Source organism: Paenibacillus sp. NPDC058177 (assembly GCF_042883835.1).
Classification (GTDB): Bacteria; Bacillota; Bacilli; order Paenibacillales; family Paenibacillaceae; genus Paenibacillus_AQ; species Paenibacillus_AQ agri.
The window spans coordinates 54,702-69,544 of the sequence record NZ_JBHVVB010000005.1; the positions used below are offsets into that span (position 1 = coordinate 54,702).

Below are 14,843 nucleotides of genomic sequence, written 5' to 3' on the forward strand. Positions count from 1 at the left end.
CCTATACTTGATTGTACTGGCTTTATGTATTTATCTACAAGTTAAATGGAGTTGAGACCTTTTTGAGCAAATTACAATTAATCGCTACGGCACCGATGGGCCTGGAGGCCGTCGTGGCCCGCGAACTGAACCAACTGGGCTATGAGACCACAATCGAGAACGGACGAGTCCTCTTCAGCGGAGATTACATCGACATCTGCCGCTGCAATTTGTGGCTACGCACCTCCGACCGTGTTCTGGTCAAGATGGGGCAGTTCCCGGCGTCCACCTTCGATCAGTTGTTCGAAGGCGTCAAGGCACTGCCTTGGGCCGACTGGATTCCTGAACATGGAGAATTCCCTGTGGAAGGCCGTTCCCATAAATCACAGCTGACAAGTGTCCCTGCTTGCCAGGGTATCGTCAAGAAAGCGATTGTTGAGAAAATGAAGCAGTCGTACGAGACGGACTGGTTCCCGGAGAATGGACCACGTTACGTCATTGAAGTGATTCTGCTGAACGATATCGCTTTAATCACGTTGGATACGACAGGACCAGCGCTACATAAGCGTGGCTACCGCAGACATGCTACCGAAGCTCCGATCAAGGAGACGATGGCGGCAGCGCTGCTGCAGCTCAGCCGCTGGAACGGCAGTCGTCCGCTATATGATCCGTGCTGCGGTTCCGGTACCATTCTGATTGAAGCCGCGATGATCGCTTGGAACATCGCCCCGGGCCTACGCCGCTCTTTCCCTTCCGAGCATTGGCCGGTCATTCCGAAGTCCCTCTGGGAAGAAGCCCGCGAGGAAGCCTTCGACGCAGTGCGTGATGATTACCCGCTGCAGCTGTTCGGTAGCGATATTGATCCTGAGGCCATTGAGATTGCCGAAGCTGCGGCCAAGAGTGCGGGACTGTCCGGTGAGATTACTTTTACCGTTCAGGCTGCCGCAAAGGTCAGACCACACGGAGAGTACGGCTGTATTATCACCAACCCGCCTTACGGTGAACGGATAAGCAGTGATAAGGAAGTAGAGAAGCTGACCCGCCAATTCGGCGAGATGATGGTCTATCTGCCAACCTGGTCCTTCTTCGCAATCAGCCCTTACAAAGAATTCGAGCAATATTACGGCCGTAAAGCCGATAAACGCCGCAAGCTCTATAACGGGCGCATTGAATGCCAGTATTATCAATATCTAGGCCCATTACCGCCGCGCAAGCCACAGTAAATAACGAGCAACGGACACTTTCCTGCATTCTCTGCACCGCAATAAAACAGCCTTAAAGGCGTGTGAATCACACGTATTAAGGCTGTTTGTTTATACTTGTTCCTGTAGAATTGATCTAGAAAAAGAGCTTATCCGGGTTCGTTCCGATTCGCTCGTCCGCATTCAACCCAGTAATCGCGTTCAGTTCTTCCCGGGACAATTCAAAATCGAAGATCTCACTATTTTCCTTAATTCTGGAAACCGTCACCGACTTAGGAATAATGATGATTTCATTCTGCAGACCCCAGCGCAAAATCACCTGCGGCACTGTTTTCCCATGTCTTGCCGCAATCTCCGCGAGCAGTTCATTGTCCTGAAGTCTGCCTTTCATCAACGGCGCCCAGGCTTCGATCTGTATCTGGTGAAGCTTGCAGAAATCATGCAGTTCCTTCTGTATGAAACGAGGATGCAGTTCCACCTGATTGACAGCAGGTACAATTGAGCTCTCTTTCATCAATTCCTGCAGATGGTGAATCTGAAAATTGCTTACCCCGATCGCACGTACCCGCCCTTCCTCGTAGAGCCGTTCCAGCGCACGCCATGTATCTTTATACTTATCTTGGCCCGGCCAGTGTATCAGATAGAGATCAATAACATCCAACCCCAGCTTGCGACTGCTTAGATCAAAGGCTTTCAGTGTAGTATCGTAGCCCTGATCTGTGTTCCATACCTTTGTCGTTACAAAAAGACTGTCACGCGATACGCCGCTTGACGCAATGGCTCGTCCGACTTCTTCCTCATTTCCATAGATCGCCGCAGTATCAATGCTCCGGTAACCCAGCTCCAGCGCTGCCGTCACCGCCTTGGCGACCTCTTCTCCCTCCGCCTTGTACGTTCCCAGTCCAAACCAAGGCATCGCTATTCCATTGTTTAATATCGTTACATCGGTAATATGCTTCATACCTGTCTTCACCCCTCTGAAATAGTCGGATTTCTAACAACGCTGCTATTATAGCATCATAACCTCACTCAAGTAGAAACGACTTTGCCGCCCTCCAAGGGGCGGTATCCGTTTCAACGATAAATATAAGGATGATTTATAGCGTAAAACATATACACTCTTATATTTTCACAAAAACCGCCCTGCAAAATGCAGCGGCGGCCGGATGTGCGTCATATTATTATTGCTGGGCAACGGGCCGCTTGACGAAAGATTCCACTTTCTTCAGCACTTCATCTTCTGTCGGAGCGCTGATATAGCGTCCGTTAATAAAGACGAATGCCCGTTTGCCGCAAGGTCCGCAGTAGGACTTGCAGCCGATCTTTATCTCGGCATCTGGCGCCATCTTCTGCAGCTTAGGCACAATGCTTTTGAGACTGGTAAAATTACACTTGTCACATACTCGTATATCGTTAGCCATGGAGCAACCCTTCTTTATGTCTGAAAATCCGGGGCGAATGCTTAGTGATCGCCGTGATTTCCTTTAGACGGATTAGTGATGACAAAGCCTTCTTCCGGGAAATACAGATAGTCAATCTTAACGCCGTCAAGTAGCGGCTGTCCTGCTTCCAGAATCACGTCAATTTCCTTGTCTGTAGAAACCACAACATCATTTTCTTTAGGCGTGTCCAAATCCAGGCCGTAGTGGGCATGGTCGCCATGGGCATGCGTAATCGCAACGCGCAGTTTCAGTTCACTGTTGCCTTCCAGCTCAATCTGCTTCTTTATGACTTTAGCCGCATTGCGGGTAATTTTGACGTTCATCTGCAATCCATCTCCCAGCATCTATAGTTTAAATACTCAATAATCTATTTTAAAGGAACTAAGCTGCTAAAAGCAACCATATTGACAAAATAGACACGTCTTTCGGACGCTAAAATAATCTGTACATTCATCTTCCGTTACCGGAGTTCAGGATATTTACGATCCATTCTGGATACGAACCAGCCGGCCAGCAGCATCGTTACCCCGATATCATCGATAGGCACAAATGGCATAACATCCGGTAGCACCCAATACAACAGCACGGGAATCGTAAATAACAGCTTGTCCCCCAATGTGACCTGAGAAGATACAATGTATCGCCAGGAAGCACGGAAGATCTGGGACCACATCTTAAGCGAAAACCATCTTCTCCATTTCATCGGATGTCCCTCCATGTTGTCCAAATCCCATATAAAAAGGATACAGCCGCAGGTAGTTTGAACAGCGGCCATACCCTACAACATATATTACTCAAAATTACTGAAAATGTTTCAGTATGATTTCACATCTGACAAAATACTTCCCAGAATCAGCCCGGTTTCCAGTGCCATATCCTCAAAATCACTCAGCGGCAGCGGATTCTTGCCGATGCCCAGTTCCACCGTAAAGCCCGGTCGGCGGAATCGCTGGATGAACCAGTCCTTGTAGCCAGCATCACTGCCCGTCAAATGCACCGCCCGATAACCGCTGGCTGCAGCCAGCTTAGCTGCGAGAGCCTTGCTGTCCGGGGGCTCATAGCCCCGGTAGTTCCAGTAGATCTCCGCACCCTGGCTGTGGAGTGACACCGCAGCATGCCCTGGCACCTGCTCTGCTACTGTCACCAGCGCCGCGGCTTCAGGCTCGCTGAGCGGGGCGCTGCCACCATAATCGCGTGGCCCCGGGCCCAAGGTACCCCGGCGCGCCGCCTCCTCTTCCCAGTGGGCCGGAAACTGATCGCCTAGATCCACCCCCCGGATGTTGGCCTTCCAATGGCGGAAGCTGCGCCGTCCGCCATTCCATTCCATCAGCTGATCATAATAAGGATGGCCTGGTAAGACCCCCTCTTGTACCAATTCAACCCCGTCCGGATTAGCCATAGGTACCGCCCATATCGTCCAGTCTTTGAACCACTCAGCGGGACGGTGGCCGTTCCACTGCCGGCCTTCGGCATAAGCGGCCGCATATTCCTCCAGGAATGCCATCAGGCAGGGCGAGGTCAACCATTCATTAGCATGCAGTGCCGCATTGACATGCAGATGGCGCGGCCCTGCTCCGAGCCGGAGCAGCTGCAGAGGCTTGCCCAGCACACTGCTGCCGATCGTCTCCTTCATGATGAAGGGATAACGCTCCACCAATCGGTCAATATCTGCCCCGACCTCGGTTGGGCCGTACTCTCCCCGCAGGTAGACAATGCGCTGCGGTTCCGGTGCAGGAATCACCAATACTTTGCCCGGAATACAACAGCGCCCGGATAGGAATCCGGGATTCAACTGCTCCAGCGCCTCCGGGCTGACTCCGAACAAAGTAGATATTTTCTCTTCATGATCCTCTTCCTGTACCGCATACCTTCTGCGGGGCGCGGAGGGGAGAAACAGAATCTGTCCGGGATACAAATATGGCTGCCTGGATGCCCACGGGTTACCTTGAATGACATGTTCCGGCGTCAGTCCATGCATGGCGGCAATTCGGCTTACGGTATCTCCCCTGCGTGCAATGTATTGCTGCATATGCCTCATCCTCTCGGCCATCATTTGCCGTTGCCCGCTGAAGGAGTTCACCTGGCGCGTGGCCTGGATCACAGCGGGACACAGCCCTCTGCTTTATTGTATGCAGCCCCAGCTGTCCCACATGAGGACACCAGGAAACTTCGTGTAGCCGCTTTCGGTACACGATATGAAAAAACGGGTATCACCTCAAGTAGGCGATACCCGTTTTTAGTTGTCGACCGATTAAGGAATCCTGAAGGTTGTCCCTGTTCCAAACTGCAGCAAACATAACTACAGCGTGGACACCTGCCATACGACCGGTGTGCGCTTGATCTGCTCTCCTAGCCAGTCACGGGCGATTTTCTGGAACATCTCTGCATCCCCGCTGCAAAAAAATTGGTGGATGGGACTCTCGTCTCCACTGGCCAGCTTGCCTTTGTCATATAGAATGGTGCTAACTTCCCGGGCCGTCTCATCTGCTGAACTGATCAGCTTGACGCCCGCTCCCATCGTCCGTCCGATAGGTTCCACTAAAAAAGGATAATGAGTGCAGCCTAGAATCAAAGTATCAATATTACTGTGCCTAATGCCTTCCAGCGCCTGGCCCACAACCTTCTGGCTTTCATCCGAACGGAACATCCCCTGCTCCACAAGCGGGACCAGAGTCGGGCATGCTTGGCTGACTACCTGTACATACGGAGACAACTGCTGCAACGCAGCCGTGTACGCTCCGCTTCCGATCGTTCCAACGGTACCGATTACACCGACCTGACCGCTCTTGGTGACACTGATCGCTGCCCGGGCACCCGGATGAATGACACCGATCACTGGAATGGTAACTTTGGCCGAGATATAATCAAGTGCCGCCGCCGTGGCTGTGTTACAGGCGATGACGATCATTTTAGGATTGAATTGAATCAAATAGTCCACGATTTGCTCGGTGAACAACTTCACTTGCTCGGTCGAACGGGGTCCGTACGGGGCTCTGGCAGTGTCTCCGAAATAAATGATTTTCTCCCTTGGGAGCTGTCTCATCACTTCCTTGGCAACCGTCAATCCTCCCACACCTGAATCCAATATTGCAATAGCTTGCTGCACGAACACACCGCTTCCTTCTACTTGTTTTGTGTAGCTTATGTAAGGCGAAAACAAAAGGTACCTATCTGTTACCCTAATTGCAGATATTACTCCTTTTCCCGCTGTAGTTCAAGACAGTTTATCGAAGTAATCGATCATTACTGCGTGCTACGGACACAGAAAAGCCGCTCTCCGCCCCCAGCGGAAACCGGCTCTGCTTAAAGATAAAAACCTTTTGATTCCAGACTATCTGTAGGTTATTAAGCCGTCTTTAGTTATACCACTTCGTTGTTTCCGGTTTCATTGGTAACGGTGGACTCACTACCGTCCTTCGAGACAGCTTCAGCCTCTGTAGCAACACTGTCTGTCTCTGAAGCTGCGGCAACTTCATCGGCAACAACAGCCGTGATTACAGCCTCTTCAACTTCTACTGCTTCTACTGCTTCTACTGCTTCTACTGCTTCTACTGCTTCTACTGCTTCTACTGCTTCTTCAGCAATTATTGCATCTGCGGCATCTACACCAACGACAGCATCTGTAGCTTCTTTAGTATCCTCAATAACAGTAATACTTTCGCTGACCGCAAGTTTCTCCTCTTCATCCGCTTCAGTATACTGTTTACTCCATTCCCGTACCTCGTGCACCACATTACCTACTGCATCTTTTGCTTTTCCGTACAATTCCGTACTTTTATCGCCTACCTGTGTAGCCAGTTCTTTACTCTTCTCCAGGGTAGCCGATGCGCCATCAGCAATATCCTTCCGCAGCTCTTTCCCTGGCTTAGGGGCAAAGAGCAGGGCGGTTACCGAACCGATGACACTTCCTGCAACAATACCCCACAGCAAGTTTTTCGAATCTTTTTTCATCGCGTGATCTCTCCTTTTAATTTAAGATGTCCTCCGGTTCCGAACAAGACGTGTCCGGGCTACTTGCGCTTGTTCCAGGCTGTCCAGAGGGTCAGACCCGCATCTAGTGCACGCAGAGCATGATCCAGTCCTGGCTCATTACGCTCCCGGGCCCGCTCCAGTGCATGGTTCGCAGAAGCTGCTGTCTTGCGGCTGAGCGTCTTCAACTGTTCCCCAGCCTCGTTCAAAGATTCTCCGACGCAAGCCAGCCCTGACGCAAGCGGCTCCAATTCCCTTAGTCTTGCTTCGGCAGTCTCCGCTGTAGCCGCTGTACGCTGCAGAGTCTCCGCAGTGTCAGCAGCAAGTGAGGTGCCGACAAGCGCAAGTTGGCTCACCGTCTCACGCAGCGCAACCAAGGTCTTCATGACAGATACGGTCAATAGCAAGGCAGCAGTGGCCAGAATACCTATCCCAGTCACCAGAACCGCAGCCAGCCAGCCGTCCATGGCTTCTCCTCCTCCCCGCCCTACCGGGCAAGTGCCTATTTCTGCTTTATCATAAGCAGAGGGAGTTCGTCCTGTGACTGACTGGCTCAACTTTTTTTCACTTCAATACTTCGGCTCCCAGTTCCTGGTCCAGATACTGGTGTACCTCTGCTGCGAACCGTTCAAGCGCCTGAGGCAATTGTTGCGTCAGCGGGTGCAGTTCACTGCGTTCCCAAGCAAAATAATCTTGAACCAGCGGTTTACGCAGCCCAACCAACCGGATCAGCGTGTCGAACAACCCGTCTTCACCGAATACCTTTTCCTCATGGATAATAGAAATAATATCTTCATAGCTTCCTGCATCGCGCATAATAAATCCGTCAATCAAGCAGCTTCCGACATCTGTGACGACCTCGATGGCCAGGTGAAGACTGCGTTCCTGTACAAGACCAAGCAGTGTTCCTCCGTCCCAGGAATCCGCAGCCGTGCGCAGGCCGAAGTTAATATCGGGAATCTGCCCCAGAATGGTTTCGATCTGTTTTCGGTTGACATAATACACAGCAAGCCCTCCATATCGGTTATAGTCAAGTACCTATTCGGATTGAAATCCGCATTATGAAATTGATTCATTTTAAAAAGAAAAACTCCTTTCGGAGTCTTTCCACAGATCATACGCCCCAAGTATTCTACTTGCTTCGCCGGCCGCGGCGTTTCAGCCAGAAGAACATAATAAAGCAGGCCGCAAGAAATACAACCAAATAAGTTAACGCTTCCATCGGATATTCCAGCTCACGCATGCCTTCACCGCTTTCCGGTAGATTGTAGTTTACGTTACACTTACAGACCTGCTAATCTTACAGCTCGTAATCTACAGCTATGGACAGTTCTTTTACCTCATTGATATGGGCAATAACCTCTTTGTGCGCCGGATGAACTTGATAGGCTTGCAAATCCTCAAGAGAAGCCACAGTCGTTACAAGCGCCAGATCAAAGGAGCGTTCGGAATGAATGACATCGGTGCCGACCTCAATTGAAAGCAGCTGTGGGATTTTCCCTTCCATATTCCGTAGTACTACAGCTGTTGCCTCCACACTTTCTGCCGACCGGTCTTTCAATTTAAAAAACACAATATGCTTGATCATGCTATTCGCTCCCTGTCTCTATTAATTGTTCGTTGAATATTAAAAATATATCATAAGACCCGTGGTTCCGAAAGCAAAGAGGTCATGATAAGAGGAATCAAGTCAAAAAGTTCCATGCCCTCATTTCATCTAGACGAAACCATTATTGAAATGTTAAAGTCATAGAAGACTAAAAAAGCTCTCCAGAAGCTGAATCACTATGGTTCATTCCATAAGCGGAATTATTTGGCGGGACTGCGATGCATGGCCTATTCAACAGCTAAATGTATGTCATTCAATTCACTGCATTTTTTACTACTCTTATAGCCTCCGGCACGGGTGATATTTCAATGTAATCCAAGCGTTTCGGAGCTAACTTAAACATCGGAGGAAGTATGCCTAATAATCAACCAGACTCTCATAATATCCAGGCGTGGTCTCTGATCAACCGCAAATATCTTGGACAAGGCGTTCGGGTGAAAAGATTCCGTCGTCCCCAGCGCAGCCAGATCCGCAACCGGGTCCTGCTCGCCATCCTGATGGCTAAAGACATCAAGCTGTCACGTCTAGCGGAAGAGCTTCCCGTTTCTTCGCGCAGCGTTAGCGCTTGGGTATACGAAGGCCGTATTCCTTCCCGCAAAAACTTAGAGAAGGTCTGCCGTTTTCTAGGGTATCCGCCCCATGTCCTGTTCAACGAAGCTCTGCTGCGGCAAAGTCCGATTCTATGCCAGCCAACACCTTCCCGGTACATGAAACGAACGTCGTCCCATTCCCCTTCCAGCAACACGATTCTGACCGGACTTTGCATGGTCTATGATCTTTCCGTCACAGACGTCAGCATCTGGATCGGTGTCCATCCCGGCACGTTCCGCAAATGGCTGCATTTCAGTCATCTGCCTAGCCCGGCCCTGCAGGAGAAGGCGGAAGCGTTCTTCCGGATTCCCCGGAATATTTTATTCGCCGATTGTGAACCGGAATAAGCAACCCGTTTACATAGGCAAGGACACAACCAATAACTCAGGACCTTTCTTGTCATGCCCTGCATGAACAATGAAAGGTTTTTTTGCCGTTCTCTCTTTATTTTGGATACATTAGGGCAATGCTAAGGCAAAGCACCGGCTCTAACTCGATAAAAAGAATCAGGAGGCGCACTATGAACTTTAGCGGTATGCTGGCTTCCGGGCACACGGAGCTTTGGGAAGTAGCTCCCGGGGTTATTGGACTCCGTACATTGTTTGTGAATGTTGCTTTTATAGAGCTTAACCCATCGGACTGGATACTGGTGGATACGGGCCTTGGTATGTATGCCGGGAGTGTTCACAATACCGCCATGGAACGCTTCGGCAAGCCCCCGCGCGCCATTATTTTGACGCATGGGCATTTCGATCATGTTGGGGGCCTCACGGAGCTGCTAGACGTATGGGATGTTCCGGTCTATGCACACTCGCTGGAGCTTCCTTATCTGACGGGAAAAGAGGACTATCCCCCTGCCGATCCCGCCGTTGGAGGTGGCCTCATGTCCATGGCTGCACCGCTGTATCCTTACCGCGGCATTGACCTTGGAACCCGTGTGGTTCCATTGCCGGCGGATGGTAGCGTTCCCGGTACCCGCGAATGGAGATGGGTACACAGTCCCGGCCATAGTCCGGGACATATCTCCCTGTTCCGGGACAAGGACAAGGTCCTGATCGCCGGAGATGCTTTTCTGACTGTTAAGCAAGAGTCTGCGTTTCACGTGATCAAGCAGGATCAGGAGGTCCATGGCCCCCCTGCTTATTTCACTACAGACTGGGAAGACGCCGAGAAGTCGGTCCGTCAACTGGGTCTGCTGGACCCGCAGATCGTGCTGAGTGGACATGGAGCTCCTATGCATGGCATAGACCTCTCTCAGCAGATAGCTCACCTGTGCCGTTACTTCAAGGAATTGGCCGTGCCAGGGCAAGGGAAGTACGTATAGTTGAATGACAGAAGGTGAATGACAGAAAACAGGGCAGTATCTGACCGCTATATAGTGGCCGGCGACTGCCCTGTTTTTATTTTCATATATAAGCCGAATATAAGCCGAACAAAAGAAATTAACAAAGAGGCGAAGATGAAAGAACGGGAATTTTGGAGCTCTGTAGGGGCAAAGCGTTCACCTGGAAGCTCTCCACATCCACAGGAAGCTAGCACTCCTCCATAACATAGACTGTCGACAGATTTCAGCCACTAGAAGCGGTATATTCCCCTTCACCAGTCGTTTTAACAGTGGAAAAAAGAGACCATTTCCCCAACTAACAGCATTTTTGCACCTTATTTTTCTTCATTATAGGAAAATAAAGTAATTAAGGTCATTATTGTATCTTATTTTCCGAAAAAGCACACTGGACGGGGTATTCTGGAAGATTTAAGGTACAAAAATGCCGTTAATTACACTTATTAATATAAGCCCTCTTTTTTCTTGGCTATGTTTTTTTAAAAGTGTTCTATATAGAATGTTGATTGTTCTTGATAGCTTCGTATTCATGTTCGTTCATAAGTTCGTGCTTAGCTTCATTTTAAGTGCGTACCGAAGAACGTTTGCTGCGCATGGCTAGAAGTAACTTCACATCCTGCCCGCCGGAGATGAAATCGTCGTATTCAGGAGATTCCTTGCCGTAGATTGCGATTTTGCCCGCGCTGTTGAAATGGACGCCCCAGCCGTATTTCTTAGGAAGCATGGAGGCTCGCAGACATGGGTGTTTTTTTGAAAACAGCTCCTTCCAAATCTCTTCACGACGATCTGTGCGATCTTCCAAAGGAACCTGTTTATGACGTACGTGAACCTCATAAAGCAGCTCCTCATGAGTATAGGTATAGGGCTCACTGGAGAGAAGCCCGTACTGGATTACATGCGCTGGCGGCAGCGGATGGGAAGATACGGGAGGAATCCCGGTCTCCACTGGACAATCTTCGGCAACACGGATGAACGTATCGGTATAGCTCAAACTTGAACGCCTCCTGAATATGACATGCAAACATGTTTCTTCTATTATATAATTCACACTTCCTCCAAACCATAGCAAAAAGGCGCATCCCCCTTTCAGGGAACCGCCATTTCTGATAAGAATATACCTTGATTTCAATGGTAACAGCACATTACCAGCTGGATTTCGTTATGCCGGGGATCTGGCCCTTCAGCGCCAGTTCGCGGAAGACAATCCGTGAGACTTTGAATTTGCTCAAATAACCTCGCGGTCTGCCGGAGACTTCACATCTGTTCTTGAGACGAGTGGCAGAGGAATCGCGCGGCAGCTTTTGCAGGCCCAGATAATCACCTTTAGCCTTCAGCTCTCTTCGTTTCTCCGCGTATTTAGCCACGATTTCCTGTCGCTTCAACTCTTTAACTACTTTCGATTTTTTCGCCATGTATGGTTCACCCTTTCAATGGTTGTTTATCTTCCTTATTCGTTCAGCGCTATTTTCAACGCTTCCAGGTTCTGGAGCATGATGCCCAGATAATCGAGATTATGGCTGCGGTCCTCTTCAGTGAGACCTTCAATCGGATTCAGTACCGCAGTCTTGGCTCCAATTTCCTTTGCAATAGTATCTGCTACACTAGAGGACACTAAGGTTTCAAAAAAGATCGTCTTCACGTTATGCATTTTGGCAAATTCCACGATCTCGGCCATTTTTGCCGCAGAAGGCTCTTCTTCAGGGGACAGTCCGGCAATCGGCACCTGGGTTAGGCCATATTCCTTAGCAAGATAACCGAAGGCCGCATGCTGGGTAATGAAGTCCTTGCGCTTGACCTCTTTGGTAGCTTCCCTGAATTCCTGGTCCAAGGCTTCCAGCTTGGAGATATAGGCATCGGCATTGGCTTTAAAAGCTTCCGCGTGCTCCGGGGCAGCAGCTGCCAGCGCCGCTTCAATGTTCCGCACTTCTTTGACCGCCAAAGCTGGGTCGAGCCAGACGTGAGGATCTAGCCCGCCATGATCATGATCTTCTCCTTCCTCATGAGCATGCTCATGGGAATGATCATGCTCATCTTCTTCCTCTTCAGCCCCCTCCATAATATCAAGCCCCTTGCTGGCCTCGACGGCTACTAGCTTGCTGCCAGAAGCACTGTCCAGCACCTGATCCACCCAGTTCTCCATGCCCGCACCGTTATAGACCAGCACATCGGCCTTAGTGATTTGGGCCATATCCTGTGCCGTTGGCTCCCAGTCATGCGGCTCAATACCAGGCGGGATGAGGGCTTCTACATCGGCGAGATCACCTGTAATATTTTTCGTGAACTCATACATCGGATAGAAGCTGACCTTAATGTTCAGCTTATGGGATGCAGGCGCAGTAGGCGCTTCAGCTGTAGCTGTGGCAGATGTATTAGTAGAGGACCCTGTGTTAGTAGATGCGTTGTTATTGCCGCAGCCCGCAGCAATCAACAGAGAGGACAGAGACAGAACAGCTAGATGACGGATACTAAATTTCATAATGAACGTGGACTCCTTTTCTTGAACAAAGATTGTTATGAACTATGAATGCTTTTTTCTATTCCGGCGCCGGATCAGCTTCTGTATAGCAATAGCCATTAGAAGGAAGACCAGCAAAATCAGTGCAATCGTGCCACCGGGCGGAGTGTTGATATAATAGGAAGCCGTCAAACCGCTGAAAACACCGATCAACCCTGTACCGATCGCAATTAGAACCGCAGCGGTGAAACCGGAGGCAATTCTGAGAGCGATGGAAGCTGGAAGCACGATCAGTGCAGAGACCAGCAGAACGCCGACCACTGGCATTGCTGCAGCCACAGTCATTCCTGTCAGCACCGCAAAAGAGAAGGACAACAATCCGACATGCACACCGCCAATAGCCGCGGTCTCTTCATCAAAAGTCAGGTTATAGAGCGGCCTGCGCAGCACGATGAAGAATACAAGGCCCACAGCCGCCACCACTGCAATAATGCGCAGCTGAGTGTCACTAACGGCCACAATGGACCCGAAGAGATAAGAGCTGAAGCTCTTGCTCAAATTCTGCTTCAGGCTCATTAGTACAACTGCCAGCGCCAGACCTGAGGTCATAATAATGGCCACCGGAAGCTCGCTGTATGTACGGTATGAGCGGCGGAGCTGCTCAATGACAAGGCCGCCAATGACGGCCACGGCAAAGCCGCTAAGCGCCGGATTAAGGTGTAACACTGAGCCCAGGGCAACTCCCGCCAGGGAGACATGTGATAGCGTGTCTGCCATCAGCACCTGACGACGGAGCATCAGGTAAACACCGAGCAGCGGACCAATGATGCCTATCAGACCTCCGGCCCAAAATGCGCGCTGCATGAATTCGTAACCAAGCATTTCCAGCCCTCATTCTCCTTTCGCTCCAAGCTGATGACAGTGTCCAGGTAAGGGCTCGTCTCTTCCAGACCGTGCGTAACCATGATCACCGTCCGTCCATGCTTGCTGACATAATGGCGCATGAGCCGGTACAGACCTATGCGGCTCTCCAAATCCATACCGGTAGCCGGCTCATCAAGTACCAGAACCTGTGGTTCCTGGGCCAGTGCGCGGGCGATGCAGATCCGCTGCTTCTGCCCTCCGGACAGCTCGCCGATCCGGCGGTTACGATACTCCCACATGTCCACCTGTTCCAGACTGCGCTTCACAATGTCTTCCTGCTCAGCAGTGAATCGCCGGAACAGGCCCAATCGTGGGTAACAGCCCGAACGAACCAGTTCGATCACCTTGCTCGGAAACCCGGCATTGAAGGAGGCTACCTGCTGAGGAACATAACCGATAGTCAAGCCCCCGTTCCCGCCCCCTTCTTTATTCAGCGTCACCGTGCCGCTCCAAGGACGAAGCAGACCAAGCATTAATTTAAGCAGCGTCGTCTTGGCCGCACCATTCGGCCCGGTAATCCCAATGAACTCTCCGCTATGAATGTCTAGCGAAATATGATCGATCACAGGCTCATTCCCGTAACCGAACACGACATTCTGCATAGATGACAAAATCATGGTAGTGCAACTTCCCCTCTGAATTGCTTTTCTGAATCAATATAATGTGGCCGACATAATTGAACTAACGTAATCGAATTAACTAATCGGACTAACTAATCGAACCAACATAATCGAACCAAAATAATCGTAATAATTACGTTTAACTTTTACGATAATATCGTAATAATTACGATTTGTAAACCGTTATTATAAAATAAATCGTAAAAACAACGATTAACCCCTCACTATGATGCCTTAACTTAAAGAACACATTAAAAGCAAAGCCTAGAAAATGAGAGCTTTATGCAATCAGGATGATATTTTGGAGAATAGTGGGTTTCGATTGGGTTTTTGATTGGGTTTTCGAAGTATAATTAAGTGCATTTTTGTACCTTAAATGCTCTGCAACCAAAGGAGAATGGGAATTAAGTGCATTTTTGTATGTTAAATCTCTCAAAATCGGCTTTTCAGGGAACTTTCCCAAAAATAAGGTACAATATTGCTCTTATTTCCTTCATTTGCCTGTTTTTAAGAAAATTAAGGTACAAAAATGCTCTTAATTGATGAGGTGAAGCTATTTCTCATGGTTACGAAGACGTAAATCGGGCGGGAAGGGTTGCTGGGTTACTGGGTTACTGGGGTTACTGGGGGTTACGGGGTTACGGGGTTACGGGGTTACGGGGTTACGGGGTTACGGGGTTACGGGGTTACGGGGTTACTGGGGGTTACGG

At 49.8% G+C, this 14,843-nt stretch carries 18 protein-coding genes; 3 read left to right on the top strand and 15 right to left on the bottom strand.

Annotated features, from left to right (window positions below; translation table 11 throughout):
* The first annotated feature begins 62 nt into the window (after positions 1–62).
* On the top strand, positions 63–1,202 hold the full coding sequence (locus ACFVU8_RS19760; protein ID WP_175374330.1) for a THUMP domain-containing class I SAM-dependent RNA methyltransferase: 1,140 nt from the start codon (positions 63–65) through the stop codon (positions 1,200–1,202).
* Between the two features lie 115 nt (positions 1,203–1,317).
* Here ACFVU8_RS19760 and ACFVU8_RS19765 read toward each other — a convergent pair whose 3' ends face one another.
* From ACFVU8_RS19765 to ACFVU8_RS19810, 10 genes are all read right to left on the bottom strand, one after another.
* Positions 1,318–2,142, bottom strand: coding sequence for an aldo/keto reductase (locus tag ACFVU8_RS19765; RefSeq protein ID WP_379468683.1), 825 nt, complete (start codon positions 2,140–2,142; stop codon positions 1,318–1,320).
* Between the two features lie 220 nt (positions 2,143–2,362).
* Entirely contained in the window at positions 2,363–2,602 is a 240-nt protein-coding gene (locus tag ACFVU8_RS19770; protein WP_066371926.1) for a YuzB family protein, read from the bottom strand.
* A gap of 41 nt (positions 2,603–2,643) precedes the next feature.
* Positions 2,644–2,946 carry a HesB/IscA family protein gene (locus tag ACFVU8_RS19775; protein ID WP_175374328.1) on the bottom strand — a complete coding sequence of 101 codons (303 nt, stop codon included), beginning with the start codon at positions 2,944–2,946 and terminating at the stop codon, positions 2,644–2,646.
* A 137-nt stretch (positions 2,947–3,083) separates the two neighbouring features.
* A complete protein-coding gene (locus ACFVU8_RS19780; protein WP_379468678.1) occupies positions 3,084–3,326 on the bottom strand; it encodes a hypothetical protein in 243 nt (80 codons plus the stop codon).
* Between the two features lie 111 nt (positions 3,327–3,437).
* Entirely contained in the window at positions 3,438–4,652 is a 1,215-nt protein-coding gene (locus tag ACFVU8_RS19785; protein WP_387429553.1) for a M14 family zinc carboxypeptidase, read from the bottom strand.
* A gap of 270 nt (positions 4,653–4,922) precedes the next feature.
* Complete coding sequence (gene racE / locus ACFVU8_RS19790) at positions 4,923–5,729, bottom strand: glutamate racemase (protein ID WP_387429556.1); 807 nt, start codon at positions 5,727–5,729, stop codon at positions 4,923–4,925.
* Positions 5,730–5,983: 254 nt separating this feature from the next.
* Positions 5,984–6,574, bottom strand: coding sequence for a YtxH domain-containing protein (locus ACFVU8_RS19795; RefSeq protein WP_387429558.1), 591 nt, complete (start codon positions 6,572–6,574; stop codon positions 5,984–5,986).
* Positions 6,575–6,633: 59 nt separating this feature from the next.
* Positions 6,634–7,059 carry a hypothetical protein gene (locus ACFVU8_RS19800; protein WP_175374323.1) on the bottom strand — a complete coding sequence of 142 codons (426 nt, stop codon included), beginning with the start codon at positions 7,057–7,059 and terminating at the stop codon, positions 6,634–6,636.
* A gap of 97 nt (positions 7,060–7,156) precedes the next feature.
* Positions 7,157–7,597: a DUF86 domain-containing protein gene (locus ACFVU8_RS19805; RefSeq protein ID WP_387429561.1), complete on the bottom strand. Its 441-nt coding sequence runs from the start codon at positions 7,595–7,597 to the stop codon at positions 7,157–7,159.
* Between the two features lie 295 nt (positions 7,598–7,892).
* Positions 7,893–8,180, bottom strand: coding sequence for a Dabb family protein (locus ACFVU8_RS19810; protein ID WP_387429564.1), 288 nt, complete (start codon positions 8,178–8,180; stop codon positions 7,893–7,895).
* Positions 8,181–8,554: 374 nt separating this feature from the next.
* Here ACFVU8_RS19810 and ACFVU8_RS19815 point away from each other — a divergent pair, with 374 nt between their 5' ends.
* A complete protein-coding gene (locus ACFVU8_RS19815) occupies positions 8,555–9,139 on the top strand; it encodes a helix-turn-helix domain-containing protein (protein WP_175374321.1) in 585 nt (194 codons plus the stop codon).
* Positions 9,140–9,312: 173 nt separating this feature from the next.
* A complete protein-coding gene (locus ACFVU8_RS19820; RefSeq protein WP_387429565.1) occupies positions 9,313–10,116 on the top strand; it encodes an MBL fold metallo-hydrolase in 804 nt (267 codons plus the stop codon).
* Between the two features lie 580 nt (positions 10,117–10,696).
* Here ACFVU8_RS19820 and ACFVU8_RS19825 read toward each other — a convergent pair.
* The 5 genes from ACFVU8_RS19825 to ACFVU8_RS19845 form a co-directional block, all read right to left on the bottom strand.
* Positions 10,697–11,125: a DUF6157 family protein gene (locus tag ACFVU8_RS19825; protein WP_387429568.1), complete on the bottom strand. Its 429-nt coding sequence runs from the start codon at positions 11,123–11,125 to the stop codon at positions 10,697–10,699.
* Positions 11,126–11,276: 151 nt separating this feature from the next.
* A complete protein-coding gene (rpsN, locus tag ACFVU8_RS19830; protein WP_066371979.1) occupies positions 11,277–11,546 on the bottom strand; it encodes a 30S ribosomal protein S14 in 270 nt (89 codons plus the stop codon).
* Between the two features lie 35 nt (positions 11,547–11,581).
* Entirely contained in the window at positions 11,582–12,610 is a 1,029-nt protein-coding gene (locus tag ACFVU8_RS19835) for a metal ABC transporter substrate-binding protein (protein ID WP_387429571.1), read from the bottom strand.
* Between the two features lie 42 nt (positions 12,611–12,652).
* Entirely contained in the window at positions 12,653–13,477 is an 825-nt protein-coding gene (locus tag ACFVU8_RS19840) for a metal ABC transporter permease (RefSeq protein ID WP_387430121.1), read from the bottom strand.
* Positions 13,423–14,130: a metal ABC transporter ATP-binding protein gene (locus tag ACFVU8_RS19845; RefSeq protein ID WP_387429573.1), complete on the bottom strand. Its 708-nt coding sequence runs from the start codon at positions 14,128–14,130 to the stop codon at positions 13,423–13,425. The genes ACFVU8_RS19840 and ACFVU8_RS19845 overlap by 55 nt, the downstream gene beginning before the upstream one ends.
* Between the last annotated feature and the right edge of the window lie 713 nt (positions 14,131–14,843).

Coding starts and splice junctions, on each gene's coding strand:
- ACFVU8_RS19765 (WP_379468683.1), bottom strand. CDS start 2,142: ATGAAGCATATTACCGATGTAACGATATTAAACAATGGAATAGCGATG.
- ACFVU8_RS19770 (WP_066371926.1), bottom strand. CDS start 2,602: ATGGCTAACGATATACGAGTATGTGACAAGTGTAATTTTACCAGTCTC.
- ACFVU8_RS19775 (WP_175374328.1), bottom strand. CDS start 2,946: ATGAACGTCAAAATTACCCGCAATGCGGCTAAAGTCATAAAGAAGCAG.
- ACFVU8_RS19780 (WP_379468678.1), bottom strand. CDS start 3,326: ATGAAATGGAGAAGATGGTTTTCGCTTAAGATGTGGTCCCAGATCTTC.
- ACFVU8_RS19785 (WP_387429553.1), bottom strand. CDS start 4,652: ATGCAGCAATACATTGCACGCAGGGGAGATACCGTAAGCCGAATTGCC.
- ACFVU8_RS19795 (WP_387429558.1), bottom strand. CDS start 6,574: ATGAAAAAAGATTCGAAAAACTTGCTGTGGGGTATTGTTGCAGGAAGT.
- ACFVU8_RS19800 (WP_175374323.1), bottom strand. CDS start 7,059: ATGGACGGCTGGCTGGCTGCGGTTCTGGTGACTGGGATAGGTATTCTG.
- ACFVU8_RS19810 (WP_387429564.1), bottom strand. CDS start 8,180: ATGATCAAGCATATTGTGTTTTTTAAATTGAAAGACCGGTCGGCAGAA.
- ACFVU8_RS19815 (WP_175374321.1), top strand. CDS start 8,555: ATGCCTAATAATCAACCAGACTCTCATAATATCCAGGCGTGGTCTCTG.
- ACFVU8_RS19820 (WP_387429565.1), top strand. CDS start 9,313: ATGAACTTTAGCGGTATGCTGGCTTCCGGGCACACGGAGCTTTGGGAA.
- rpsN (WP_066371979.1), bottom strand. CDS start 11,546: ATGGCGAAAAAATCGAAAGTAGTTAAAGAGTTGAAGCGACAGGAAATC.
- ACFVU8_RS19835 (WP_387429571.1), bottom strand. CDS start 12,610: ATGAAATTTAGTATCCGTCATCTAGCTGTTCTGTCTCTGTCCTCTCTG.
- ACFVU8_RS19845 (WP_387429573.1), bottom strand. CDS start 14,130: ATGATTTTGTCATCTATGCAGAATGTCGTGTTCGGTTACGGGAATGAG.